Here is a 23,257-nt window from a genome sequence, read left to right as displayed (position 1 = left end):
CGGCACCACGATCGAAAGGCCTCCGTCATGCACTCCCTCGAACTCCCCCTCCTCGGCCGTACCGCCCTGGTCACCGGTGTCTCCCGTCGCCGCGGCATCGGATTCGCGACGGCCACGACCCTCGCGTCGCTCGGCGCGAACGTGTTCTTCCACCACTTCCGTCCGCACGATCTCGATCATCCGTGGGGCGGTGACGACCTCGACGCGGTGCGAGACCGCATCCGCGACTCGCTCGTACCCGGGGCCGTGATGGGCGACGCTCAGGCTGATCTCCGCGACCCTGCCGGCATCGAACCGCTGCTCGACGCGGCATGGTCCCTTTCTGGGCGACTCGACATCGTCGTCTGCAACCAGGCGATGAGCGGCGGTGACGGCTCGATCTTCGACATGACGGCCGAGCGGCTCGACGCTCACTGGCAGGCCAACGCGCGCGCCTCGCTGCTGCTCACCGCCGGAGTGGCGCGCCGCATCCGGACAGAGCTCGGCGGGGCGGCGACTCCCGCCGCGCGCCCCGGCGACAGCATCCCCTCGCTGGGCCCCTTCGAGGCACCGACGGCCCGCGTGATCTGGATGACCTCGGGTCAGGGGCACGGTGCGATGCGCGGCGAGATCTCGTATGCGACGAGCAAGGCCGCTCTGGCGGGTATCACCCGCTCGACCGCTGCGGAGCTCCTCGACGTCGGGATCGTGCTGAACACCGTGAACCCTGGCCCTGTGAACACGGGATACCTGGACGCCGACACCACGGATCGCGACCTGTCAGGCGTCGACGAGTGGATCGCCGGCACGCCGTTCGGCCGGGTGGGGCGCCCTGACGACCCGGCGCGACTGATCGGCTGGCTCTGCAGCGATGCGGGGTCGTGGGTCGTCGGCCAGGTGCTGACGACGGACGGCGGCTTCTCTCTCTAGAGACCCTCTCTCGGGAGAGCTGCCGTCACTCGACCTTCGCCGGTTCGGGGAAGATCGCCGTGAGCAGCTGACCGACCCACTCGAGCAGTTCCGCGTTCGGCAGAGGTTCGAGTCCGACACCTACGGCCGCAGGGATCGTCGGCATCGGCACCACGAGGGCGTCGCCACCCGCGACCAGCTTGGCCTTCGGGTACAGACGCTGCAGACGCACCTTGATCGATTCCTCGAGATGGGCGGGTGCGATCCGCAGGTTCGACCCCATCACGACGACGTCGGCGAGGCCGGCCCTGGCCGCGCGGCGACGCAGGCGGGCGACCGCGATCAGCCCCTCGACCTCGTCGGGCGGAGTGCCGTAGCGGTCGGTGAGCTCGTCGATGACCAGGTCGATCGCATCGTCCTTCGCGGTCGCAGCCGAGGCGGCCGAGAGCTTCTGGTAGGCCTCGAGACGCAGGCGCTCGCTGTCGATGTAGTACTCGGGGATGCGCGCGTCGAGAGGGAGCTCGAGTCGCAGCTCCTGACCGGACTCGACGTCTTCGCCGCGGAAGGTCGCGACGGCCTCGCCGATCATCCGCAGGTAGAGGTCGAAGCCGACGCCTGCGATGTGTCCTGCCTGCTCGCCACCGAGCAGGTTTCCCGCACCACGGAGTTCGAGGTCCTTGAGCGCGACCTGCATGCCCGAGCCGAGGTCGTTGTTGACCGCGATCGTCTGCAGACGGTCGGCCGCGGTCTCGCTGAGCGGCTTCATCTCGTCGTAGAGGAAGTAGGCGTAGGCGCGCTCACGACCACGCCCGACCCGGCCTCGCAGCTGGTGCAGTTGGCTGAGTCCGTACTTGTCGGCACGGTCGATGATGATCGTGTTCGCGTTCGAGATGTCGAGGCCCGTCTCGATGATCGTGGTCGAGACGAGCACATCGAACTTGCGCTCCCAGAAGTCGTCGACGACCTGCTCGAGCGCGTGCTCGCCCATCTGGCCGTGAGCCACGGCGATACGCGCCTCCGGCACGAGCTCGGCGAGCTGCGCCGCGACGCGCTGGATCGACTGCACCCGGTTGTGCACGAAGAACACCTGACCCTCGCGCAGGATCTCACGCCGGATCGCCGCGGTGATCTGCTTGTCGCTGCGGGGCCCGACGAACGACAGGATCGGATGCCGGTCCTCCGGCGGAGTCGCGAGTGTCGACATCTCACGGATGCCGGTGACCGCCATCTCGAGCGTACGAGGGATCGGCGTCGCACTCATCGCGAGGATGTCGACGTTGGTCTTCATCTTCTTGAGCGTGTCCTTGTGCTCGACGCCGAAGCGCTGCTCCTCGTCGATGATCATCAGGCCGAGGTCCTTGAACATGACCTGGTCGGTGAGGATCCGGTGTGTGCCGATCACCATGTCGACCGTGCCGTCGAGCAGGCCGTCGAGCGTCAGACGTGCCTCCTTGTCGCTCTGGAAGCGCGAGAGCGGGCGTACCTTGACGGGGAATCCGGCGAAGCGCTCGGTGAAGGTCTCGAGGTGCTGCTTCACGAGCAGCGTGGTCGGCACGAGCATCGCGACCTGCTTGCCGTCCTGGATCGCCTTGAACGCGGCCCGCACGGCGACCTCGGTCTTTCCGAAGCCGACATCTCCCGAGAGCAGACGGTCCATCGGGATCGGCCGCTCCATGTCCGCCTTGATCTCGTCGATCGTCTGCAGCTGGTCGAGGGTCTCCGCGAACGGGAACGCCTCTTCGAGCTCGCGCTGCCACGGGGTGTCGGGACCGAACGCGTGCCCCTTCGCGCTCATGCGTGCCGAGTACAGCTTGACGAGCTCCACGGCGATGTCGCGCACGGCCTTGCGGGCTTTGCCCTTGGCCTGAGACCAGTCGCTGCCGCCCATCTTCGAGAGGGTCGGGCCCTCACCACCGACGTACTTCGACAGCAGATCGAGCTGATCGGTGGGCACGAACAGCTTGTCGCCCGGGTAACCGCGCTTCGACGGCGCGTACTCGAGAACGAGGTAGTCGCGCACGGATTTGGTCGCGTTGCGTCCGCCGGTCGAGACCTCGCGCTGCGTCATCTCGACGAACCGGCCGATGCCGTGCGTGTTGTGCACGACGAAGTCACCCTGCTTGAGCTGCAGCGGGTCGACGACGTTCTTGCGGCGGGAGGCGAGCTTCTTGACGACGCGCTGGTCGCCACCGATCGTGCGGCCGTAGAACTCGTTGTCGGTGAGGACGGCGAGCTTCGCCTCGGGGATCTGGAATCCGGCCTCGACGGATCCGGTGACCAGCGTCGCGACGCCGGTGTCCGGTGCATCGACGAGCTCGGACACGATGCGCGCCGCGATGCCGCGATCGGAGAGCACGTCGCGCGCGCGGTCGACGAGTCCGGCACCCGCCGCGATGACGACCACGCGCCATCCCTCGGCGACCTTGGCGTCGACGAACGAGATCGCCCCGTCGACGTTGCCGTGGAACGACGGGATGACGGAGGCGTCGATGGTCTCGGCATCCTCACCGCCCATCGCGAACGGGCTCAGCCGCCACCACACGCCGCCACGGTCGCGGACGACCTCGCGGAGTCGGGCGATCGTGAGGAAGTCTCCGGCACCGAGGTCGATGGGTGCGGAGGCCCCGGAGGTGGCCGCACTCCAGGCCGCAGCGAGGAACTCGCGGTTGGTCTCGCCGAGCGTGATGGCGCGGGCGCTGGAGCGCTCGGGATCGACGACGGCCGTCGCCGCGCCCTCCGGGAGGTACTCGGCGAGCGACTTGAGAGGCCCCGAGACGGCCGGGAGAAGCGACTCCATGCCCTCGACCGGGATGCCCTCGGACATCTTCTCAAGCATTCCGGCGATCGCGGGGAATCCGCCGATCAGCGCCCGCGCGCGGTCGCGTACGTCGGGGGTCAGCAGCAGCTCGCGGCTCGGCGGAAGGTCGACGCCGTCGACGTCGCCGGGGAGGGAGCGCTGATCGGCGACCGAGAACGCACGGATCTGGTCGACCTCGTCGCCGAAGAACTCGACGCGGAACGGATGCTCCGAGATCGCGGGGAAGACGTCGAGGATGCCGCCTCGCACCGCGAACTCGCCTCGTCGGGACACCATGTCGACGCGCGAGTAGGCGCGCTCGACGAGCTGCTCGACGACGTGATCGAGCTCGTGCCCACGGGTTCCCGTACGCAGCTCCAGCGGCGCGATCTCACCGAGGTTGCCGGCGATCGGCTGCAGCGCGGCGCGCACCGATGCGACGACGACGAGGGGGTGGTCGCCCGACCACTCGGCGATGCGACGGAGCGTCTGCAGGCGCTGGCCGACCGTGTCGGCGCTCGGGCTGAGCCGTTCGTGCGGCAGCGTCTCCCAGGCGGGGAAGGTGACGATCTCGGCGTCGGGGATGTAGGCGCCGAGCGCCGCGGCGAGGCTCTCGGCACGCCTGCCCGTCGGTACGACGGTGAGGAGTGCCGGTGGATGCCCGGCGGAACGGCGCTTCGCCAGGAGCCCGGCGAGCGCCGGGGCGTCGAGTCCGTCGACCAGGCCGAGGTCGGCATCGGTCTGGGCCCAGCTCAGGGCGTCACGAAAAAGAGATGCCTCTTCCAAGGCGCGCAGAATCCCCGGCACAGTCACCGGACAAGCCTAGCCGCGGCCACGGACACGGGCTCCCGGGTCTCCGGGGCGGCACTCCTGCGCCCATAGGATGCACGGATGGAACCGGTCACCCTCACCGCCGAGCGTCTCGTCCTGCACGTGCCGGACGAGTCCGACATCGACGCGATCACCGCAGCCTGCCAGGACCCGGAGATCTCGCGATGGACGACCGTGCCGAGCCCCTACAGGCGCACGGATGCCGAGGACTACGTGCGTCTGATCGGCGAGTGGTGGGCCGACGGCAGCCAGAGGATCTGGTGCGCGTACCGTGACGGCGAGCTGGTCGCCTCGGTCGGACTGCATCGCGTGGCCGAGCACCACACCGGCGGGGATGCGGAGATCGGATACTGGGTCGCAGCGCCGGCTCGCGGTCAGGGATACCTCGTCGAGGCGGCGCGCGCCGTCGTCGCCTGGAGCTTCGACGAGCTCGGGCTCGCACGGCTGGGCTGGCGCGCGGTCGCGGGAAACGTGCCCTCCGCCAGAGCCGCTCGCGCGCTCGGATTCCGCTATGAGGGGCTCGGGCGCCAGGCCCTCACCAGCGCACGTGGCCGCGACGACGGATGGTTCGGCGGCCTTCTGGCGACGGACGACCGCACGCCCGTGGACTGGCCGATCCTCTAGTCCGGTGTCGGTCGTGGGTGGCAGGATGAGCGCATGCCTGAGATGCCGGAAGTCCAGGGCCTGACGACGTTCCTGACGGAGCGCGCCGTGGGGCGCACCATCGTCCGCACGGCCGTGGGCGCGATCGCCGCGCTGAAGACCTACGATCCGCCGAACACCGCCCTGCACGGTGCCGAGATCACCGCCGCGTCGAGGCAGGGCAAGTTCATCGTGCTCTCCTGCGGCTCCGACCTGCACCTCGTGTTCCATCTGGCCAAGGCGGGATGGCTGCGGTGGTACGAGACACTGCCGACGACCCTGATCAAGCCGGGCAAGTCTCCGATCGCGCTGCGCGTCGCACTCGACGACGAGAGCGGATTCGACCTCACCGAGGCGGGCACCAAGAAGTCGCTGGCCGTGTACGTGGTGCGCGACCCGCAGGAGGTGCCGGGGATCGCCCGGCTCGGACCCGATCCTCTCGGATCGACCTTCACTCGGGAGGTCTTCGGCGGGCTGCTCCGTGGGCGTCGCACACAGATCAAGGGGCTGCTCCGTGACCAGAGCGTCATCGCCGGCATCGGCAACGCCTACTCCGACGAGATCCTGCACGCGGCCCGCATGTCTCCCTACGCGATCGCCGACAAGCTCGGCGATGACGAAGTCGACCGACTGTTCGCGGCGATGCAGACGACGCTGACGGATGCCGTGGCAGAGGCGTCGGGCAAACCCCCCGCCGATCTGAAGGACGCGAAGCGCCGCGGCATGCAGGTGCATGCCCGCCGGGGTGAGGCCTGCCCGGTGTGCGGAGACACCGTGCGCAGCGTCTTCTTCGCCGATCGCTCTCTCGAGTACTGCCCGACCTGCCAGACCGGCGGAAAACCCCTCGCCGATCGCCGCCTGTCGAGACTGCTCAAGTAGCACTTCGACGCGGAATGAAATGTCCTCGGGTGCGTTGAGTACACTCAGAGCATCAACGTGCTCCGGGGTCGGTGAGAATCCGAACCGGCGGTGACAGTCCGCGAGCGTCTCGGTTCTCCGAGGTGCCGATCCGGTGGAATTCCGGGACCGACGGTGGTGCGAGGCGCAGCCTCGCTAGTCCGGAAGGGAGGCAGCACGGTGCGCCGCCGCGCGCGCGTTCTGCCTGCGTCTCCCCTCGAGGAGAACCCCCGGAGCCTCAGAGAGGACCACGGATGGCAGTGAACGAGACGGAACGCCGGGCGATGACCCGTGCGCTCGAACTCGCGGCCCTCGGCCCGCGCGGAGTGAACCCGCAGGTCGGCGCCGTCATCCTCTCCCCCGACGGGTCCGTCCTCGCCGAGGGATGGCACCACGGCGCCGGAACCCCCCACGCCGAGGTCGACGCGCTCTCCAAGCTCGCACCCGGCGCTGCTGGAGGAGCGACCGCCGTCGTCACCCTGGAGCCCTGCAACCACACGGGGCGCACCGGCCCCTGCGCCGTCGCGCTCATCGAAGCCGGCGTCGCCCGCGTCGTGTACGCACTCGACGATCCCGGCGCGGTGTCGGGCGGCGGCGCCGATCGCCTGCGCGCGGCAGGTGTCAGTGTCGATTCCGGAGAGCAGGCCGACGCCGCCCACGCGATCATCGACGGCTGGCTCACCGCCCAGCGCCTGGGGCGCCCGCACGTGACCGTGAAGTGGGCGCAGTCGCTCGACGGGCGCGCCGCGGCATCCGACGGCTCCAGCCAATGGATCACGGGCCCCGAGGCACGAGCCGACGTGCACCGACGCCGGGCGGCCGCCGCTGCGATCGTCGTCGGCACCGGCACCGTCCTCGCCGACGATCCCTCGCTCACCGCACGAGACGGCGACGCGCTGTTCGCGGAACAGCCGATCCCCGTCGTGATCGGCTCCCGCCCCACTCCCGCTGACGCCGCGATCCGTCGTCACCCGAAGCCCCCGCTGTTCTACGACACCCACGACCTGCACACCGTGCTCGCGGATCTGCACTCGCGCGGCATCCAGAGCGTGTTCGTCGAGGGTGGCCCCACGCTCGCGAGCGCGTTCGTCGCCCAGGGCCTCGCCGACCGGGTGCTCGCCTACATCGCGCCGGTGCTGCTGGGCGGCGACCGGCTCGCACTGACCGACATCGGCGTCGCATCGATCGACGCCGCCCACCGCCTGACGGTCGAGGAATGGCTGCCGCTCGGCGCCGATCTGCTCGCGATCGCCCACCCCGTACTCGGCCTCGAAGAAGGAGTCGCCTGATGTTCACCGGAATCATCGAGGAGATCGGCGAGATCACCGCGATCTCGCCCGCAGGAGACGGGTGGCGACTCACCGTGCGCGCGCCGAAGGCCGCGTCCGACGCGATCCATGGCGAGTCGATCGCCGTCTCGGGAGTCTGCCTGACGGTCGTGGGGTCGACGCCCGACACCTTCGACGCCGATGTGATGAAGCAGACGCTCGACGTCGCAGCCCTCGGCGGAGCATCCGTCGGCACCCGTGTGAACATCGAGAAGGCGATGCCGGTCGGCGCGCGTCTGGGCGGCCACATCGTGCAGGGCCACGTCGACGGGGTCGGAAGCATCGTCGACGTGCGGCCCGGCGAACAGTGGAGCGTTCTGCGCATCTCGCTGCCCGACGACCTCGCCCCGCTCGTGGTCGACAAGGGCTCGATCTCGGTCGACGGCACGTCGCTCACCGTGAGCGCGGTGAGCCCGGTGGATGCGGAAAGCCCGTGGTTCGAGATCTCGCTGATCCCCGAGACCCTCGCAGCCACCACCCTCGGGTCGCGCGCGGTCGGCGACCGTGTGAACCTGGAGACCGACATCCTCGCCCGTCACGTCGAACGCCTGCTGGCGTTCAGGGCAGCACCGGAAGGAGGCTCACGATGAGCCTTTCCACCATCCCCGAGGCCCTCGAGGCCCTCCGCGCCGGACGACCGGTCCTCGTCGCCGACGACGAGAACCGCGAGAACGAGGGCGACGTGATCCTCTCCGCAGAGCTTGCGACACCCGAGTGGGTCGCCTGGACCGTGCGCTGGTCGTCCGGGTTCATCTGCGCTCCGATGCCCGCGGATCTCGCAGACAACCTGAACCTGCCGCCGATGGTCGCCGCGTCCGAGGACGCCCGGTCGACGGCGTACACGGTCAGCGTCGACGCGGCCGAGGGCGTGACGACCGGCATCAGCGCGCACGACCGGGCTCACACGCTGAACGTGCTGGCGAACCCCGAGTCGACGGCCACCAGCATCATCCGCCCCGGACACGTGCTGCCCCTGCGTGCCGTCGACGGCGGCGTGCGCGAGCGCAGCGGCCACACCGAAGCGGCCGTGGATCTGATGAAGCTGGCGGGGCTTCGCCCGGTGGGCGCGATCGCCGAGGTCGTCGCCGAGGACGGCAGCATGATGCGGCTTCCCGGGCTCATCGAGCTCGGCGCACGCGACGGAGTGCCGGTCATCACGATCGAGCAGCTCATCGCCCATCTCAACGACATCGACCCCTCCGGATGGTCTCCCGAACGCGCCAGCAGGCGAGTGAGCCTGCGGGCGGACGCGACGGTTCCCACGACGCACGGCACGTTCCGCTTCCTCGCGTACAAAGACCGGGTCACCGGGACCGACCACATCGCGGTGGTCTCGGGAGAGCCGGGCGAGACGGCACTCGTGCGCGTGCACTCCGAGTGCCTGACCGGTGAGGCCTTCGGCTCGCTCAAGTGCGAGTGCGGCCCGCAGCTGGACGCGGCTCTCGACGCGATCGAGCAGGACGGCGGGATCGTCATCTACATGCGCGGCCACGAGGGTCGGGGCATCGGTCTGATCAACAAGCTTCGCGCCTACAGCCTGCAGGAGGAGGGCCTCGACACCGTCGATGCGAACCTCGCGCTCGGTCTCCCCGCGGATGCCCGCGACTACGCGGCTGCGGCCGGCATCCTCGCGGACCTCGGAGTGTCGAAGGTGCGCCTGCTGACGAACAACTCCGACAAGGTGAACCAGTTGCGCGGCCTCGGACTCGACGTCGTCGAGCAGGTGCCGCTCATCGTCGGAGTGGGCCCCAACAACCACCAGTATCTCGAGACCAAGCGTGACCGGATGGGTCACATCATCGGTGAGGCGGAGCTCGCACAGGCTCTCGCCGACGGACGGAAGGACGACGCATGAGCGGCGCAGGAGCACCCAAGACCGAGAAGATCGACGGACGCGGACTGAAGGTCGTCATCGTCGCCGGCACCTGGCACGACGTGATCACCGACGGCCTGATCGCCGGTGCGCAGCGCGTGCTCGACGACGCCGACGCCGCCTACCGACTGGTGCGCGTGCCCGGCTCGTTCGAGCTCGCCCTCGCGGCCCAGGCCGCGTTCGCAGGCGGCGCCGACGCCGTGGTCGCGCTCGGCGTGATCATCCGCGGGGGCACCCCGCACTTCGAGTACGTCTCGGCGGCGACCACCGACGGGCTCACCCGTGTCTCGCTCGACGCCGGCAAGCCGGTCGGCTTCGGAGTGCTCACCCTCGACGACGAGAAGCAGGGCCTCGACCGCGCCGGCCTCGAGGGCTCGAAGGAGGACAAGGGCGCAGAGGCGGCGGATGCTGCACTGCGCACCGCCCTTCTCGTGCGCGAGCTGCGCGGCTGAGGTCAGCCTGCCCTTGCTGGCGGGCGGGTCCCACGCTCTCCTACCGTGAGGGCATGGAGACTCTGCGCCACGTCGTTCTGTTCGTCCATCTCATCGGCTTCGCCGTGCTCTTGGGAGCCTGGGCGGTGCAGGCCTTCGGCGGCAAGCGCCAGTTCACCCGTCTGATGAGCATCGGCATGACGATCGCGGCTCTCGCCGGCCTCGCTCTCGCGGCGCCCTGGGGTCTGCCCGAGGGCGTCGAGATGAACTACGCCAAGATCGGCACGAAGCTCGTCGTGCTCCTGGTGATCGGCGCACTCCTCGGCATCGGGACGTCGAAGCAGCGCAAGGCCGGCTCCGTTCCGGCGGTCATGTTCTGGCTCGTCGGCATCCTGACGGCTGTCAACGCCGCCATCGCCACGATCTGGCGCTGACCGTCTCACCGCGCTCCGTCACGAGCGCAGCGGGACCTTGACGTCCCCACCGGCCTCCTCGGTCAGTCGCTCGCCCATCTGCACGAAGGTCGGCTGCGTGATGAAGCCACCGGCGAAGAGCGCCTGCCCCTGAGCGAATCCCTGCGCGCGACGGATGTCGTCCTCGCCCACGAAGCCGAACACGTCGGCGAGCTCCGCGATGTCGCGCGGAGCATTGACGCGCATGAGTCCGAGGTTGTCGCACTGCGACAGCACGTTCGGATGGATCTTCGTCGGGCGCTGCGTCGAGAGGAACAGCCACAGGCCGAACTTGCGTCCCTCGGCGGCGATCTGGACGAGCTGCTCGGTGAGGGCCCGCTCGACGGCGGTTCGCGGCTCCGGTGAGCAGATGTTGTGGGCCTCGTCGATCACGATGAGCAGAGGGCGCCGGCTCTCGCGCCGGGCCCACAGCGCCTCGAGCACCGCGAGCGCCGCGACTTTGGGCTCGGCCGGGTGATCGAATCCCCCGAGATCGAGGACCGTCGCCCTGGGTCTCTCGTCGATCACGTCGACGACCGAGTGCGCTCCCCGCGACCACAGATCCCATTCGAGTACCTGCAGGTTCTCCATGCGGTTCGCGAGCCGGATGTGCGCTGGATCGCCCGAGGCCCGGAAATCCCGGAGCATCCGGTCCGCGTCGAACTCGGTGACGCTCAGCGCCCAGTGCAGCAGGACGTTGTACTCCTCCGCGTCGGCGATCGGGTCGATCTGCAGGACAGCCGCCTTGGCGGCCGGCGACAGGTCGATGTAGCGGGCGTGCACCTTGTCTCCCTCGCCATGACCCGAGCGGAAGACGCGGATGTCGCTCTGCGATATCCGCGCGGCGTGCTCGGGTGGCGCATCTGCCCGAGCTTGCGCCAGCCTGACGAAATCAGCATTCGGATCGAGGATCAGCAGGGGCAGCTCGGTATGCAGCAGAAGCTGCTCGAGAACGACGCCGAGCGCATAGGTCTTGCCGCTGCCGCTCTGGCCGCACCAGAAGGTATGGCGGTTGAACCGACGTGCGTCGAGCTGGACCGATGCCGCCGCATCGTCGGTCATCGATCCGATGGTCAGATCGGTCATGGAGGCCTCCTCATCCACTGTGGATGGTCACCAGCCTGGCGTGCCGGGTCCGCGCGGTCATCACACTTCCCGGGTGACGCGGTGCGGAGATGCCGAGGCCAGGATGAGCCGCATGAACGACCGACTCTCATTCGCGGAAGTGCTCCGTCGCCCGCTCGCCAGCGCGGGGTCCCGGGAATCGGCGGCGCTGCTCGTCAGCGCGGCCACTCTGATCGTCACCGTGGTCATCTCACTGCTGGTCTTCCACGGCCGCGCGCTTCCGATCTCCGGCCCCGGCTCGATCGGCCAGTTCGCCGCCATCGGTTCGGCGGTCACCGCGATCGTCGTGTTCATCGCGGCCCGGTCGCTCGCCCGCATCCACCCTGCAGAGGGGGTGCCGCGCGAGATGATGCGGTGGTTCGACATCGCCGCCCTCGCGATCGCCCACGGCGTCATCGCTCTGCTCGGGTGGATCGCGATCGCCGATGTCGTGGAGCGGAGCTTCACGGGTGCGGAGGTGTTCCCCTTCGCCGGCGCGCTGCTCGCCGGCGCCGCCATGGCGTGCACCGCATACATCGTCGCCCTCTCGGCGGCCACCATGACCCCGGCGACTCTGTCCGTCGTTCTCATGCTCTTCCTTGTGGTCGGCGCCTTCGCGAGCATGCTGAGCGCTTCGGATGAGCAGTGGTGGAAACTGCATCTGAGCAGTCTCGGCGTGACCGACGATCTGTCGGCCCTCACGTTCAATGTCACGCTGATCATCGCGGGCATCATCGTGACGACCGTGGCGCATTTCGGCACCGCGACGATCCCCGTGGCCACCCCCCGCGCCGCCCGCGGTCGCCGCATCGTCCGACTCGAGCTCACCGTGATGGGGCTGCTGCTCTGCGGAGTCGGGCTGTTCCCTGTCGACAGGTTCCTCGCTCTGCACAACCTCTGCGCCACCGGGATGGTGGTGGTGTTCATCGCGATGGTGATCGGGCTGCGGCGCACGGTTCCGGGCACCTCTCAGGTCTTCGTGACGATGGGATACGTGTTCGTCGCGTACATCGTCGTGCTCGCCGTCTTCTTCGCCACCGGGTACTACAACCTCACGGCGGTCGAACTCGTCGCATTCCTCATCATCTTCACCTGGTTGCTCCTGTTCCTGCGCAACACCGAGCAGACGCCGGCTACGACGCGAGTGCCTTCGCCTTGAGCGTCTCGAACTCCGACTGCGTGATCACACCGGAGTCGAGCAGACCGCGCGCCTTCGTGATGTCATCAGCCGGGGACGACGAACCGGCGGTCTCACGGATGTAGGCCGTCTGCGCGGCGCGCAGCTCGGCCAGTTGCTCTCCCCGGCGCTCCGCCATCCCCTGCCCACGGGCGATCAGGTAGACGAGCGAGGTGAGGAACGGGAGGAACACCAGGAAGATGATCCACACGGCCTTCAACCAGCCGTTCAGCGAGCTGTCGCGGAAGATGTCTCCGATGATCGTGAAGACCACCATGAGGTACGAGATGAAGACGAAGGACCAGAAGAACCAGGCCACGAGATCCCAGATGGACATGCGCGTTCCCTTTCGATCGGTGATGTCAGTGCCAGGACCGAAGCTAGTCAGGAGCCGATGCGCCGGCGTCACCCGGCGCGGGTGACTCCGGATCACCGCTCGGGACCTGATTGACGGAGATCACCTCGATGTGCAGGTCGTCGAAGATGCCGAGCAGTCCCAGGAGACGAGGCTGGTCATCGATCGGACCGAGGATGCTCGTCAGCCCTCCGGGGCGCGCCTGCACCGTGAAGCCGTCCAGGGCCTGCGCGAGCTGGGAGCTCATCCGCCCACGGATGAGGACCTCGAAGACCTGGGTCATGGCAGCCTCCTGGGGTGCACGGGCATCGTGGGTGCGCGAGGGCGACGGTCCCATCATGGAGGGACGGATCGTCCGCGTCCTCATCCCCTATGGATGATCTGATCGCGCCCTGCGATACTGACACCGGATTCGCCGATGACCGCCATACCTCCCCCGCCGGCTCACGCCGTCGAGCGTCCACGATTGCGTAGCCGACTCGACGCGGCGCTGACCGCGCCCCTCAGCGTGATCGTGGCGCCGGCCGGCTCGGGCAAGACCGTGCTGCTGTCGCAGTGGGTCGCAGCGCATCCGGAGCTGGACTTCATCTGGATGAGCCTGGAGCCCGCAGACAACGATCCTCGCCGTTTCATCGATCATCTGCTGGCCGGGGTCCCGCGCGGCGCTCGGGAGGTGCTCGATCTCGGCCGGCCCCACGCGCTCAGCGATCGGGCGCTCGGACGCCCCGTGCTCGACGCGCTCGTGACAGTCTTCCGTGAGCTTCCCCCAGTGATCCTCGTGATCGACGATCTCCATGCGCTGTCTGGCTCGCAGCTGCTCGCCGATCTGTGGTGGCTCGCCGACAATCTTCCCGATCACACCCATCTGGTTCTCTCCTCCCGGGTCGACTTCGGCCTCGCGTGGAGCGATCACCGCCTTCGACACTCCCTTCTGGAACTGCGTCAGACAGACCTCGCGTTCGATGAGGAGACCAGCGCCCTCCTGCTCGAACGCGTCGCCGGCGCGCCGGTGAGCAGCGGCACACTCGCCGCTGTGATGGAGCGGACGGAGGGGTGGGCGGCCGGTGTGCTGCTGACGGGACTCGGCCTGCGCAGCCAACCCGATCCCGAGCTCTTCGCACGTCAGCTTCGCGGGACGGACCGCCTGATCGCCGAGTATCTGAGCGAACGAGCCCTGGCGCAGCAGGAGCCCGCACGCCGGGATCTGCTGATCCGTCTCTCGGTGCTGGATCGGATGTGCGCCGATCTCGTGGAATCGACCATGGGCGTGGATGATGCGACGGCGCTGTTCGATGAGCTGGAACGCGAATCGCTCTTCCTCGTCGCCCTCGACCGTGACCGGGAGTGGTTCCGCTTCCACCCGCTCTTCCGCGAGCTCCTGCGTTTCCGGTTGCGGGCGCAGCCCGGTGGACGGTCCACCGCGATCCTCACGGCTGCCGCCGAATGGCACCTCGCGCACGACGATGCTCCGGCAGCCATCGACTACCTCCTCGAAGCCCACTCGTGGGACCGAGCGGTCATGGTCATCGCGGCACGGGGCAGGGACGTCGTCGAGCGCAGCGACACGCTGACCGTCAGCCGGTGGCTGGAATCACTGCCGCCCGAGTTCCGCTCCACCCGCCCGGAGGTCGAGATCCTGCGCGGGATGCTGATGATGATGAACGGCGATGCCGCGCGTGCCGAGGATGTGCTCCGCCGAGAGGCCGACCGCACCACGTCGACGCCTGCCGAGACCGTGGTCGTCCAGACGTACCTCGCCGCCCGGGTGCAGTTCCGTCCCGAACCCGGCGTGGCGCTGCGGGCGGCGAAAGCCGCCACCGACCTGCTCCGCCAGCATCCGGACCTGCAGCCGGTGGAGCTGCTCGGATTGACGCATCCTCACCTGCTCCGGACGGCGGCGCTGACTTCGGGAGGGCGCGCGCACTTCCTCGCGGGCGACCTCACCGCTGCCCGCGACTGGTTCGAGCAGGCGCTCGACGACCCCGGCGCGCAGTACAGCCTCTATCGCATCCATCTGCTCGGCGCCCTCGCCCTGCTCGAGGTGTGGTGCGGACGACTCGGCGCCGCGTCGCTCGCATCCGACGAAGCACTCGCACTCGCCACCGATGCACGGCTCCTGTCGCACCCCGCGCCCGCTGACGCGTACCTCGCCGCAGCGCTCGTGTCGATCGAGCACGGCTCACCCTCCCAAGCCGCAGTGAACATTCACGAGGGCGAGCTTCGCGCAGCCGCCAACCATCGCACGCAGCTCATGTGGATCGCGCACCTCGCGCGGATCCTGGACACCTCTGACCCGGCGATGGCAGAAGGCCGCCCCACGTCCACGCCGCCTCCGCTGGTCGCCGACGCGCTGGAGGCCGCGCTCACCCGCGCGCGCCGACTCGAGCGCTCATCCCCGCATCCGATCGGGTATGCGTTCGGGCACGCGGTGCAGCGCACCTGGTCTCCGATCGCCTTCGAAGCCGTCGCCACGGCGTTGACCGAGCACCGCCCTGATCTCGCACGCGCCCAGCTCGATGCCGCGGCTTCCGAGCGGTCTGAAACCATGCCCCGCGCCACCGTCGAGCAACTCATCCTCCGCGCCTGGCTCGAGACGAACCAGCACGATCGCGACGCAGGCAGCGCCGCGCTTGTGAGCGCCTTGGATCTCGCGTCTCGCCACGGTCTGGTCGCGACGTTCGTGCGCGGCGGGCCAGAGGTCATCCGCATGGTGGCAGACCTTCCCGGCGCCCCATCGACCTTCCGCACCCTCGTGCTGGAGAGGGCCAGCCTGCTCCGTCACGCCCGCGCGACCTCGCCCGAACTCGTGGAGCAGCTCACCGACCGCGAGCTCGAGATCCTCGCCTATCTGCCGACCAGGATGACCAACGTCGAGCTCGCCGCACGCTGCTACGTGTCGCCCAACACGATCAAGACCCACATGGCGCACATCTACCGCAAGCTCGCAGTGCCCAACCGCAACTCCGCGGTCGCGCGCGCCCAGGACCTCGGGCTGCTCTGACCCTGCGGCATATCGCCCTGAACGGGTGACGCGATCGATCGCCGCACGTCCGAGAGTGGCACGGTGAGCGATGCGACCGTGCCCGAGGAGTCACCCCCTCGACTCCGACGCGCCGCGCGCGCGGTGAGGCAACGCAGCATCCAGATCACCATCACCCGCCCGCTCCTCTTCGGCTTCGCGCTGGTCCTCGGCGGCCTCGGCGCGTTCGTTCTCGGTGTCGCCGCGAGTTCGGTCGCCACGATCCTCATCTACATCGCCATCGCCATCTTCGTCGCGCTCGGTCTCGACCCCGTCATCCGCTGGTTGGAGGCGCACCGGGTGTCGCGAACACGCGGACTGCTGATCGTCTCGGGCGGTTTCCTCGTCTTCCTCGCCGTCGTGATCGGAGTCATCCTCCCGCCGGCGATGGTCCAGCTGGGCGCTTTCGCGCGGTCCATTCCCGCGGCCATCGCCGACTTCCGCGTCTCGGATGCGTACGCCGCCTTCGAGGCCCAGGTCGGGGATGTCCTCGGAACGGCCCTCGACGATCTCGCCGCCTTCTTCGCCGACCCGGGCAACCTGCTCGCCGTCGGGGGCGGAGTGCTCGCCGTCGGATTCGGAGTGGGCAACGCCATCTCCGGCGCTCTCATCGTGGTGGTCCTCACCCTCTACTTTCTCGCATCGCTGTCATCGATGAAGTCGGCGTTCTATTCCCTCGCACCCGCTCGGGACAGGGACCGGCTCCGATCGCTCACGGAGCAGATCACCGACTCCATCGGCGGGTACCTGATCGGGATGGTGGTGCTCGCGGCCTGCAACGCACTGTTCGCGACGCTGCTGCATCTGGTGCTCGGGCTTCCGGCTCCCGCATTCATGGGGCTCGCCGCCTTCCTGATCACGCTGATACCTCTGATCGGCCCCGTCACGTACTGGATCTTCGCCTCGATCGTCGCGCTGTTCGCCGACCCGCTGCTCGCTCTGATCTTCTCGGTGCTCTACCTGATCTACATGCAGTTCGAGGCATATCTTCTGACTCCTCGGATCATGAACAAGGCGATCGCGGTTCCGGGGTCGCTCGTCATCATCGGGGCACTCATAGGAGGAGCACTGCTGGGCCTGCTCGGCGCTCTGGTGTCGATCCCGGTCACGGCGGCGATCCTGCTGATCATCAAGCAGGTCCACATCCCGCGTCAGAACGCGAAAACCTGAGGACGGAGAAGCGCCCATGGCACGATCCACGGTCCACGAGCTGCAGCGGCGCCTGGCTGCCGTCGAAGCTGAGAACGACGCACTCCGCGCCGGCATCCCGGTGGTCCCGCAGACACCGCCGACCGATCCGATCGCCGACCGCGACCGATCCCGCGGGTGGGGACGCACGCTGGCGGCGACCGTCCTGATCGTGCTGGGAACGCTCGTCGCCCCTCTCGCACTGGTCGCTGCCTGGGGGAACGTGCAGCTCACCGACACCGACCGTTTCGTCGCGAGCTATGCCGGCCTCGCGACCGAGCCCGCCGTGCAGGCGGCGGTCACCGATCAGGTCGTCGAGGCGATCGAAGGGCAGGTCGACATTCCGGCCCTCACCACGGACGTGATCGACGGCGTCATCGAGCTCGGGACAGGCCCGGCGGCGACCCGGGCGCTGGAGCTGCTCAAAGGACCTGCCGCGCAGGGGCTCCAATCGCTGGTCGCCACCGTGGTCGAACGCTTCGTGGAGTCCGAGGCGTTCGCGAACGTCTGGGCGAGCGCGCTGCGCATCAGCCATTCACAGGTGGTGTCCGCACTGCAGAACGACCCGGATGCGGCGATCGCTCTCGGGTCCGAGGGCACGATCGGGATCCAGCTCGCACCGATCATCGACGCTGCGAAAGAGGTCCTCGTCGATCAGGGCGTCGAATTCGCAGCGTCCATTCCGACGGTCGACCGGACCATCACCGTCGCGCAGGTCGACTCGCTCCCCACGGTGCAGCTGGCCTATCAGCTGGTGGTGGCTGCAGGTATCTGGCTGCCCTGGGTGGCGATCCTCCTGCTCGCGGCCGGTGTGCTGGCAGCGCGGCGTCGCTCCGTCGCGCTGATCACCGCCGCGCTCTCCCTCGGCCTGGTCATGGCGATCGTGCTCGCCGGCCTCGCGGCCGGGCGGATCTTCTTCGACGGGGCCATGCGCACGAACGGTATCCCCGTCGATGCCGGAGGGACGATCTACGAGCAGGTCGTCGGCGCCATGCGCGACACGGCCGTGGCCGTCCTGGTGCTCGCGCTCGTCACCGCGGTGGTCGGGTGGTTCGCCGGCCCGTTCGATGTTCCCCGTCGTCTCCGGGGTGCCGCGAAGGCGGGTGCTGCGGCGCTTCGCGCGACGCTGGAGCGCCGTGGTCTCAGCACCGGGCGCGTCGGCGCGTGGTTGCACTCGCGGCGGACGCTCCTCCGCGTCGCCATCACGCTGGTCGGTGCAGCAGTCGTCCTCCTCGTCCGCCCTCTCAGCACGTCACTGATCCTGTGGACGCTGACCTTCGCCCTGCTGGCGGTGCTGATCCTGGAGCTCGTCGAGCGACCTCCCTCCGCCGAGGATGACGATCAGGACGATGCCCCGACGCACGAGGCCGAGAAGCCGCCGGCGGACGACGAGATCGGCCGTGCAGGCCCTGTCGTCGCGGGCGCCCCCGGAGACCCTGCCGTCCCTGCCGGAGAACCCCTCCCATGAGCGCGACGACGGAGGCCGTGGACCCCTTCGCCGCACGTCGCTCGGCCGGGCGAGCGGCCCGCGTGCGGGCGCCGAGGTCGCAGCTCGGAACCTGGTCGCCTTCTCCTCACCGCCCCGACCCGATCTCCCTGCTCGAGGAGCAGGGAGAGTCGCGCGTGCGAGAGCTCACCCCCGTGCGGTATGCCCGGATGTCGACGTCGCCGCTGGCCTTCTACCGGGGAGCAGCGCTGCTGATGGCATCCGACCTGGCGTCGGCCCCGCACACCGGCATCATCACGCAGCTCTGCGGCGATGCGCATCTGTCGAACTTCGGGCTCTACCGCACCCCCGAGCGGCTCCTCACCTTCGACATCAACGACTTCGACGAGACGTCGCCCGGGCCCTTCGAGTGGGATGTGAAGCGGCTCGCGGCGAGCTTCGCCGTGGCGTCGAGGTACCGAGGCTTCAGCGCCGAGGACGAGCGTTCATGCGTCCTCGCCGCAGCCCGGGGGTATCGGTCGGCGATCCGCGCGGCGGCCAAGGCCACGGTGCTCGATGCCTGGTACGACCGACTGGACGCCGACCGTGCGCGGCGGGTGATCCGCGAGGAACGGCGCGATCGACACGTGGGCAACGACGAGGTCCGCCGTCTGGACGCCACCATCGCGAAAGCGGGCACTCGCGACAGCCGGAAGGCGTTCAGGAAACTGGTGAGCAAGGTGGACGGGCAGCTCCGGATCACCGCCGCCCCACCGCTGATCATGCCCGTCGAGGACCTGCTGCGCGATGCCGGAGATGCCGGACTTGCCGCCGACGATGCGCAGGTCATGCGCCGGATCCTCGACGGCTATCGGGAGACGCTCGGCGGCTCTCGGCATCCGATCGCGGAGTATCGATACCGGCACATGGCACGCAAGGTCGTCGGCGTGGGAAGCGTGGGAACCCGGGCGTGGGTGATCCTGCTCAGCGGTCGCGACGATGACGATCCGCTTCTGCTCCAGGCCAAGGAGGCCCAGGCGTCCGTCCTCGAGCGCTTCCTCGGCGCGAGCGAGTTCGACAGCCACGCGGAACGCGTCGTCCGAGGGCAGCGCCTCATGCAGGCGGCGAGCGACATCTTCCTCGGATGGCAGTCCATCACCGGTCTCGACGGACAGCACCGTGACTTCTACCTTCGGCAGCTCCAGGACGGGAAAGGAGGGATCGATCCGGATGCCATGACGGTTCGAGGTGCGACTCTGTACGCCAGGATCTGCGGCGAGACCCTCGCCCGCGCGCACGCACGGGCCGGCGACAGGGTCGAGATCGCCGGATACGTCGGGCGGAGTGCGGAGTTCGAGGAGGCGATCGCGGACTTCGCGTCCGCATATGCCGCACAGAACCAGCACGACTTCGACGCCCTCACCGGGGCGCTGGCATCCGGGCGGCTTCCGCACGGCGGCGACGAGAGGTGAGTCGGGCCATGCGCGACGTCGTCACCGCCGTCTGGGATCGACGCTCCGGGTACTGGCTGGTGATCGCACTGCTCATCGTCGCGTATGCACTGTGCGCGGCGCAGGGAACGACGGATCCCAGCCCGTGGGCGCTCATCGTGCAGCTCGTGACCGTCGCCGTCGTGCTGTGGGTGACCGAGGCGCATCAGAGGGTGCAGCACACGGCGTGGGTCATCCTGTCGATCGCGGCCGCCGCCACCCTGGTGGTCACGTTGCTCGGCTTGCGCGGCGATGTGCTCGACATCGCCCTGTCTGCGGCATCCGCGCTCGCCTTCCTGCTCGCACCGGTGGCGATCATCCGTCACCAGGTGCACCGGCGAGGACTGGACGTCGAGGCGCTGCTCGCCGCGATCGCCGCGTACGTGCTCGTCGGCATGTTCTTCACGCAGGTATACAACCTCGTGGCGCTGGTGACGGTCGCGCCGACGTTCGGCGACCAGACGGTCGACTCGCTCTCGAGCCAGCTCTTCTTCTCGTTCACGACGCTCACCACCACGGGTTACGGCAACATCGTTCCGGTGTCTCCGGGTGTGCAGGGGATCGCCGTCGCCGAGGCGATCACCGGACAGCTCTTCCTGATCACCGCCGTGGCTCGGATCATGCGCGGCTCCCGGCGGCCCGCCTATGAGGAGGCGAAGACCCCGGGCCCCCACCTCGCCGCCGGATCCTCGCCAGGAGGGCAGTCATGAAGAGATGGAACGTGGTGTTCGTGCTGGGCGCCGCCCAGTTCGTGATGGTGCTCGACGGCACCGTCATGAACGTGTCGATCTCGACGGTCGTGACCGACCTCGACACCTCGGTGGCCGCGATGCAGGCGGCCATCACCTTCTACACCCTGACGATGGCCGCCTTCATGCTGTTCGGTGCCAAGCTCGGCGACGTATGGGGCCGCCGCCGAGCGTTCGTGATCGGCTCGTGCGTGTACGCACTCGGGTCCCTGATCACGGCGGTGAGCCCCTCGGTCGGATTCCTGTTCCTCGGCTGGTCCATCATCGAGGGCCTCGGCGCGGTTCTGGTGATCCCCGCCATCGCCGCCCTCGTGGCCGACAACTACCAGGGGCGGGAGAGAGTGACGGCGTTCGCCGTCATCGGCGCGGTCTCGGGCGCGGCCGTCGCCGCAGGACCCCTGATCGGCGGCGCGGTCACCACCTACTCCAGCTGGCGCTTCGTCTTCGTCGCCGAGGTGGTGATCATGCTCATCGTCGTGCTCTGCGCGCGGATCATCACCGACTCCACCCCGCGGCAGATGATCCGCATCGACATCGGCAGCGTCCTGCTGTCGTCGGCAGGACTCGTGCTGATCGTGTTCGGGATGTTGCAGAGCAAGACATGGGGGTGGGTGATCCCCCTGCACGCTCCCGAGATCGCGGGTGTTCCGGTCGCTCCCCTCGGAGTCTCGCTGACCGCATGGTGCATCGGCCTCGGCGCGACGCTGATCACGCTGTTCATCCGATGGCAGCGCCGTCTCCTGCGCGACGGGCGATCCCCTCTGATGCAGCCGGACCTGTTCTCGATCACCACTCTGCGCAGCGGCCTCTCGGTGCTCGGCGCGCAGTACACGGTGACCGCCGGACTCTTCTTCATGGTGCCGGTGTACCTGCAGATGACGCTCGGTCTGGACGCGCTCGAGACAGGCATCAAGATCTTCCCGCTCTCCGTCGCCCTGGTGCTGTTCTCGATCGTGGGGACGGCGCTGTCACGGCGATGGTCGCCTCGACGCATCGTGCGCGTCGGCCAGTCGATCCTCGTGCTCAGCGCGGTGCTGCTGCTCGGCTCGATCACGGAAGACCTGCGCGGCGTGCTGTTCGGCATCGGCATGTTCCTGACGGGTAGCGCCCTGGGGCTTCTGGCCTCACAGCTGGGCAACGTGAACATGTCGAGTGTGAGCGAGAAGGACACGAGCGAAGCCGGCGGGCTGCAGGGAGTCTTCCAGAACCTCGGCTCCTCGCTCGGCACCGCGCTCATCGGCTCGCTGCTGATCGGAGCACTGTCGACGTCGTTCGCGTCCGGCGTGGCCGCCAGCGATCTTCCCTCCGAGGTGCGCACGACCGTGAGCGCGGCGACCGATCGCGGCGTCACCGTGGTGCCGGCAGCCGACGTGGTCGGCATCGGCGAGGCCGCCGGTCTCACCGATACCGAGGCGACCGAACTCGCGGGGATCTATCGCGAATCGCAGCTGTCGTCGCTGCGCGTGGCATTCGTCGGCCTGATCGTGATCAGCCTGCTGTCGATCCTGTTCTCACGTGGCATCCCGGCAGAGGCCATGATCCGCCGGCGAACGGGCGCCGGCGCGAGCGAGCCGGAGAGGACCTGATCCGTCAGCCCGAGGTCAGCGGCGAGGGGATGCCGTGCTCTCGCGCACCACGAGCTCGGTACCGACGAGGGGCGTCTGGGCGCGCTCTCCCCCGTCGAGTTCGGCGAGCAGTGCATCCACGGCCAGCGCGCCGACGCGCTCGGGGTGCTGCTGCACGGTGGTGAGCGGGGGCCAGAGCTGCGCCGCGTCCGGCAGACCGTCGAAGCCGACGACACTGACGTCTCCCGGGATGTCGCGACCTGCCTCGCGGAAGGCCCGGACGACGCCGATCGCCATCTGGTCGTTCGCCGCGAAGACGGCCGTGACGGTGGCGTCGTCTCGCAGCCGGAGACCCGCCCGGTAGCCGGACTCGGCCGACCAGTCGCCCTGCAGCGGTTCGGGAGCCGCGACTCCGCGTGACTCGAGCGTCTGCTGCCAGGACTCGCGTCGCCGCTCCGCCGAATAAGACTTCGCGGGGCCGGCGATGTGCCACACCGTCCGGTGCCCGAGGTCGAGCAGGTGCTCGGTCGCGAGTCGGGCCCCCTGGGCCTGATCGGTGTCGACGAACGGATGCGCGTCGCCGCGATTCGAGTCGACGAGCACGACGGGCAGCCCGTCGGGGATCTCGACCTCGGCCTCGTCGAGCTGATGAGCCTCGATCACGATGATGATCCCGTCGACGGCGTGCTCTTCGAGTCGGCGGAAGGCTCCGGCCACCGTGTCGCGGGCGCTCGACTCGACGGGGATCAAGGTGAGCGCGTATCCCATCTGCGAGGCACGCACGGCGATCGCGTCGAGGGTGCGCTGGTTGCCGTACGAGCTGAAGGAGAACATGATCACGCCGATGGCGCGGAAACGCCCCGATCGCAGGGCTCGAGCAGCACTGTTGGGCCGGTAGCCGAGCCGCTGCATGGCGTCTTCGACGCGCACTCTGGTCGCGGCGCCGACGTAGCCGCGGGCATTGACGACACGGGAGACGGTCTGGCCCGAGACGCCCGCTTCGCGCGCGACGTCCTCCATCGAGGGGTCTCTGCGCCGCTGCGGC

At 68.9% G+C, this 23,257-nt stretch carries 20 protein-coding genes and 1 riboswitch; of the genes, 15 read left to right on the top strand and 5 right to left on the bottom strand.

Annotated elements, in window-relative coordinates; translation table 11 throughout:
* The first annotated feature begins 27 nt into the window (after window positions 1-27).
* Window positions 28-909, top strand: a complete 882-nt coding sequence (locus JOF42_RS08050; RefSeq protein ID WP_210097391.1) for an SDR family oxidoreductase — start codon at window positions 28-30, stop codon at window positions 907-909.
* 25 nt (window positions 910-934) lie between these two features.
* On the opposite strand, the gene mfd is transcribed toward JOF42_RS08050, so the two are convergent.
* Window positions 935-4,498, bottom strand: coding sequence for a transcription-repair coupling factor (gene mfd, locus JOF42_RS08045; RefSeq protein WP_210097390.1), 3,564 nt, complete (start codon window positions 4,496-4,498; stop codon window positions 935-937).
* A gap of 78 nt (window positions 4,499-4,576) precedes the next feature.
* Here mfd and JOF42_RS08040 point away from each other — a divergent pair, with 78 nt between their 5' ends.
* The 7 genes from JOF42_RS08040 (at window position 4,577) to JOF42_RS08010 (ending at window position 10,121) form a co-directional block, all read left to right on the top strand.
* Window positions 4,577-5,140, top strand: a complete 564-nt coding sequence (locus JOF42_RS08040) for a GNAT family N-acetyltransferase (protein WP_210097389.1) — start codon at window positions 4,577-4,579, stop codon at window positions 5,138-5,140.
* Window positions 5,141-5,173: 33 nt separating this feature from the next.
* Window positions 5,174-6,037 (top strand): Fpg/Nei family DNA glycosylase, encoded by an 864-nt coding sequence (locus JOF42_RS08035; RefSeq protein WP_210097388.1) that lies wholly within the window; start codon window positions 5,174-5,176, stop codon window positions 6,035-6,037.
* 54 nt (window positions 6,038-6,091) lie between these two features.
* Window positions 6,092-6,237: riboswitch (FMN riboswitch) on the top strand.
* Window positions 6,238-6,309: 72 nt separating this feature from the next.
* Entirely contained in the window at window positions 6,310-7,344 is a 1,035-nt protein-coding gene (gene ribD, locus JOF42_RS08030) for a bifunctional diaminohydroxyphosphoribosylaminopyrimidine deaminase/5-amino-6-(5-phosphoribosylamino)uracil reductase RibD (RefSeq protein WP_210097387.1), read from the top strand.
* Window positions 7,344-7,973 (top strand): riboflavin synthase, encoded by a 630-nt coding sequence (locus JOF42_RS08025; protein WP_210097386.1) that lies wholly within the window; start codon window positions 7,344-7,346, stop codon window positions 7,971-7,973. The genes ribD and JOF42_RS08025 overlap by 1 nt, the downstream gene beginning before the upstream one ends.
* The gene (gene ribA, locus JOF42_RS08020; RefSeq protein ID WP_210097385.1) at window positions 7,970-9,238 is read left to right on the top strand and encodes a GTP cyclohydrolase II; all 1,269 of its coding nucleotides are present in this window, start codon (window positions 7,970-7,972) and stop codon (window positions 9,236-9,238) included. Before JOF42_RS08025 ends, ribA begins: the two co-directional genes overlap by 4 nt.
* Window positions 9,235-9,708, top strand: coding sequence for a 6,7-dimethyl-8-ribityllumazine synthase (gene ribH / locus JOF42_RS08015; RefSeq protein ID WP_210097384.1), 474 nt, complete (start codon window positions 9,235-9,237; stop codon window positions 9,706-9,708). Before ribA ends, ribH begins: the two co-directional genes overlap by 4 nt.
* Window positions 9,709-9,761: 53 nt before the next feature.
* On the top strand, window positions 9,762-10,121 hold the full coding sequence (locus JOF42_RS08010) for a Fe-S protein (RefSeq protein WP_210097383.1): 360 nt from the start codon (window positions 9,762-9,764) through the stop codon (window positions 10,119-10,121).
* Between the two features lie 18 nt (window positions 10,122-10,139).
* On the opposite strand, the gene JOF42_RS08005 is transcribed toward JOF42_RS08010, so the two are convergent.
* Window positions 10,140-11,225, bottom strand: coding sequence for an ATP-binding protein (locus tag JOF42_RS08005; protein WP_210097382.1), 1,086 nt, complete (start codon window positions 11,223-11,225; stop codon window positions 10,140-10,142).
* Window positions 11,226-11,337: 112 nt separating this feature from the next.
* On the opposite strand from JOF42_RS08005, the gene JOF42_RS08000 reads away from it, so the two are divergent.
* Window positions 11,338-12,402 carry a DUF998 domain-containing protein gene (locus JOF42_RS08000; protein ID WP_210097381.1) on the top strand — a complete coding sequence of 355 codons (1,065 nt, stop codon included), beginning with the start codon at window positions 11,338-11,340 and terminating at the stop codon, window positions 12,400-12,402.
* On the opposite strand, the gene JOF42_RS07995 is transcribed toward JOF42_RS08000, so the two are convergent.
* Both JOF42_RS07995 and JOF42_RS07990 read right to left on the bottom strand, forming a co-directional pair.
* Window positions 12,377-12,757: an SHOCT domain-containing protein gene (locus JOF42_RS07995; protein WP_210097380.1), complete on the bottom strand. Its 381-nt coding sequence runs from the start codon at window positions 12,755-12,757 to the stop codon at window positions 12,377-12,379. The genes JOF42_RS08000 and JOF42_RS07995 overlap by 26 nt on opposite strands.
* A 43-nt stretch (window positions 12,758-12,800) precedes the next feature.
* Entirely contained in the window at window positions 12,801-13,058 is a 258-nt protein-coding gene (locus JOF42_RS07990) for a DUF8691 family protein (protein ID WP_210097379.1), read from the bottom strand.
* A 135-nt stretch (window positions 13,059-13,193) separates the two neighbouring features.
* Between JOF42_RS07990 and JOF42_RS07985 the strand changes: the two genes are divergently transcribed.
* The 6 genes from JOF42_RS07985 to JOF42_RS07960 all read left to right on the top strand — a co-directional run bounded on the left by JOF42_RS07985 (window position 13,194) and on the right by JOF42_RS07960 (window position 22,233).
* Window positions 13,194-15,776 (top strand): winged helix-turn-helix domain-containing protein, encoded by a 2,583-nt coding sequence (locus tag JOF42_RS07985; protein WP_210097378.1) that lies wholly within the window; start codon window positions 13,194-13,196, stop codon window positions 15,774-15,776.
* Window positions 15,777-15,839: 63 nt separating this feature from the next.
* Complete coding sequence (locus tag JOF42_RS07980; RefSeq protein WP_210097377.1) at window positions 15,840-16,964, top strand: AI-2E family transporter; 1,125 nt, start codon at window positions 15,840-15,842, stop codon at window positions 16,962-16,964.
* Between the two features lie 16 nt (window positions 16,965-16,980).
* Window positions 16,981-18,450 carry a hypothetical protein gene (locus JOF42_RS07975; RefSeq protein ID WP_210097376.1) on the top strand — a complete coding sequence of 490 codons (1,470 nt, stop codon included), beginning with the start codon at window positions 16,981-16,983 and terminating at the stop codon, window positions 18,448-18,450.
* Entirely contained in the window at window positions 18,447-19,880 is a 1,434-nt protein-coding gene (locus JOF42_RS07970) for a DUF2252 domain-containing protein (RefSeq protein WP_210097375.1), read from the top strand. The genes JOF42_RS07975 and JOF42_RS07970 overlap by 4 nt, the downstream gene beginning before the upstream one ends.
* Before the next feature lie 8 nt (window positions 19,881-19,888).
* Window positions 19,889-20,608 (top strand): ion channel, encoded by a 720-nt coding sequence (locus JOF42_RS07965; RefSeq protein ID WP_210097374.1) that lies wholly within the window; start codon window positions 19,889-19,891, stop codon window positions 20,606-20,608.
* Window positions 20,605-22,233, top strand: a complete 1,629-nt coding sequence (locus tag JOF42_RS07960; RefSeq protein WP_210097373.1) for an MFS transporter — start codon at window positions 20,605-20,607, stop codon at window positions 22,231-22,233. Before JOF42_RS07965 ends, JOF42_RS07960 begins: the two co-directional genes overlap by 4 nt.
* A gap of 15 nt (window positions 22,234-22,248) precedes the next feature.
* Here JOF42_RS07960 and JOF42_RS07955 read toward each other — a convergent pair whose 3' ends face one another.
* Window positions 22,249-23,232 carry a LacI family DNA-binding transcriptional regulator gene (locus JOF42_RS07955; RefSeq protein WP_210099126.1) on the bottom strand — a complete coding sequence of 328 codons (984 nt, stop codon included), beginning with the start codon at window positions 23,230-23,232 and terminating at the stop codon, window positions 22,249-22,251.
* Between the last annotated feature and the right edge of the window lie 25 nt (window positions 23,233-23,257).

The organism is Microbacterium phyllosphaerae, from assembly GCF_017876435.1.
Taxonomy (GTDB): Bacteria; Actinomycetota; Actinomycetes; order Actinomycetales; family Microbacteriaceae; genus Microbacterium; species Microbacterium phyllosphaerae.
Note: the sequence above shows the minus strand (reverse complement) of the source record. Positions and strands in the feature narration are given on the sequence as shown.

What these genes read in the sequence shown, in the direction of transcription:
- JOF42_RS08050 (WP_210097391.1), top strand. Translation starts at nt 28, where the DNA reads ATGCACTCCCTCGAACTCCCCCTCCTCGGCCGTACCGCCCTGGTCACC.
- JOF42_RS08040 (WP_210097389.1), top strand. Translation starts at nt 4,577, where the DNA reads ATGGAACCGGTCACCCTCACCGCCGAGCGTCTCGTCCTGCACGTGCCG.
- JOF42_RS08035 (WP_210097388.1), top strand. Translation starts at nt 5,174, where the DNA reads ATGCCTGAGATGCCGGAAGTCCAGGGCCTGACGACGTTCCTGACGGAG.
- ribD (WP_210097387.1), top strand. Translation starts at nt 6,310, where the DNA reads ATGGCAGTGAACGAGACGGAACGCCGGGCGATGACCCGTGCGCTCGAA.
- JOF42_RS08025 (WP_210097386.1), top strand. Translation starts at nt 7,344, where the DNA reads ATGTTCACCGGAATCATCGAGGAGATCGGCGAGATCACCGCGATCTCG.
- ribA (WP_210097385.1), top strand. Translation starts at nt 7,970, where the DNA reads ATGAGCCTTTCCACCATCCCCGAGGCCCTCGAGGCCCTCCGCGCCGGA.
- ribH (WP_210097384.1), top strand. Translation starts at nt 9,235, where the DNA reads ATGAGCGGCGCAGGAGCACCCAAGACCGAGAAGATCGACGGACGCGGA.
- JOF42_RS08010 (WP_210097383.1), top strand. Translation starts at nt 9,762, where the DNA reads ATGGAGACTCTGCGCCACGTCGTTCTGTTCGTCCATCTCATCGGCTTC.
- JOF42_RS08005 (WP_210097382.1), bottom strand. Translation starts at nt 11,225, where the DNA reads ATGACCGATCTGACCATCGGATCGATGACCGACGATGCGGCGGCATCG.
- JOF42_RS08000 (WP_210097381.1), top strand. Translation starts at nt 11,338, where the DNA reads ATGAACGACCGACTCTCATTCGCGGAAGTGCTCCGTCGCCCGCTCGCC.
- JOF42_RS07995 (WP_210097380.1), bottom strand. Translation starts at nt 12,757, where the DNA reads ATGTCCATCTGGGATCTCGTGGCCTGGTTCTTCTGGTCCTTCGTCTTC.
- JOF42_RS07990 (WP_210097379.1), bottom strand. Translation starts at nt 13,058, where the DNA reads ATGACCCAGGTCTTCGAGGTCCTCATCCGTGGGCGGATGAGCTCCCAG.
- JOF42_RS07985 (WP_210097378.1), top strand. Translation starts at nt 13,194, where the DNA reads ATGACCGCCATACCTCCCCCGCCGGCTCACGCCGTCGAGCGTCCACGA.
- JOF42_RS07975 (WP_210097376.1), top strand. Translation starts at nt 16,981, where the DNA reads ATGGCACGATCCACGGTCCACGAGCTGCAGCGGCGCCTGGCTGCCGTC.
- JOF42_RS07970 (WP_210097375.1), top strand. Translation starts at nt 18,447, where the DNA reads ATGAGCGCGACGACGGAGGCCGTGGACCCCTTCGCCGCACGTCGCTCG.
- JOF42_RS07965 (WP_210097374.1), top strand. Translation starts at nt 19,889, where the DNA reads ATGCGCGACGTCGTCACCGCCGTCTGGGATCGACGCTCCGGGTACTGG.
- JOF42_RS07960 (WP_210097373.1), top strand. Translation starts at nt 20,605, where the DNA reads ATGAAGAGATGGAACGTGGTGTTCGTGCTGGGCGCCGCCCAGTTCGTG.
- JOF42_RS07955 (WP_210099126.1), bottom strand. Translation starts at nt 23,232, where the DNA reads ATGGAGGACGTCGCGCGCGAAGCGGGCGTCTCGGGCCAGACCGTCTCC.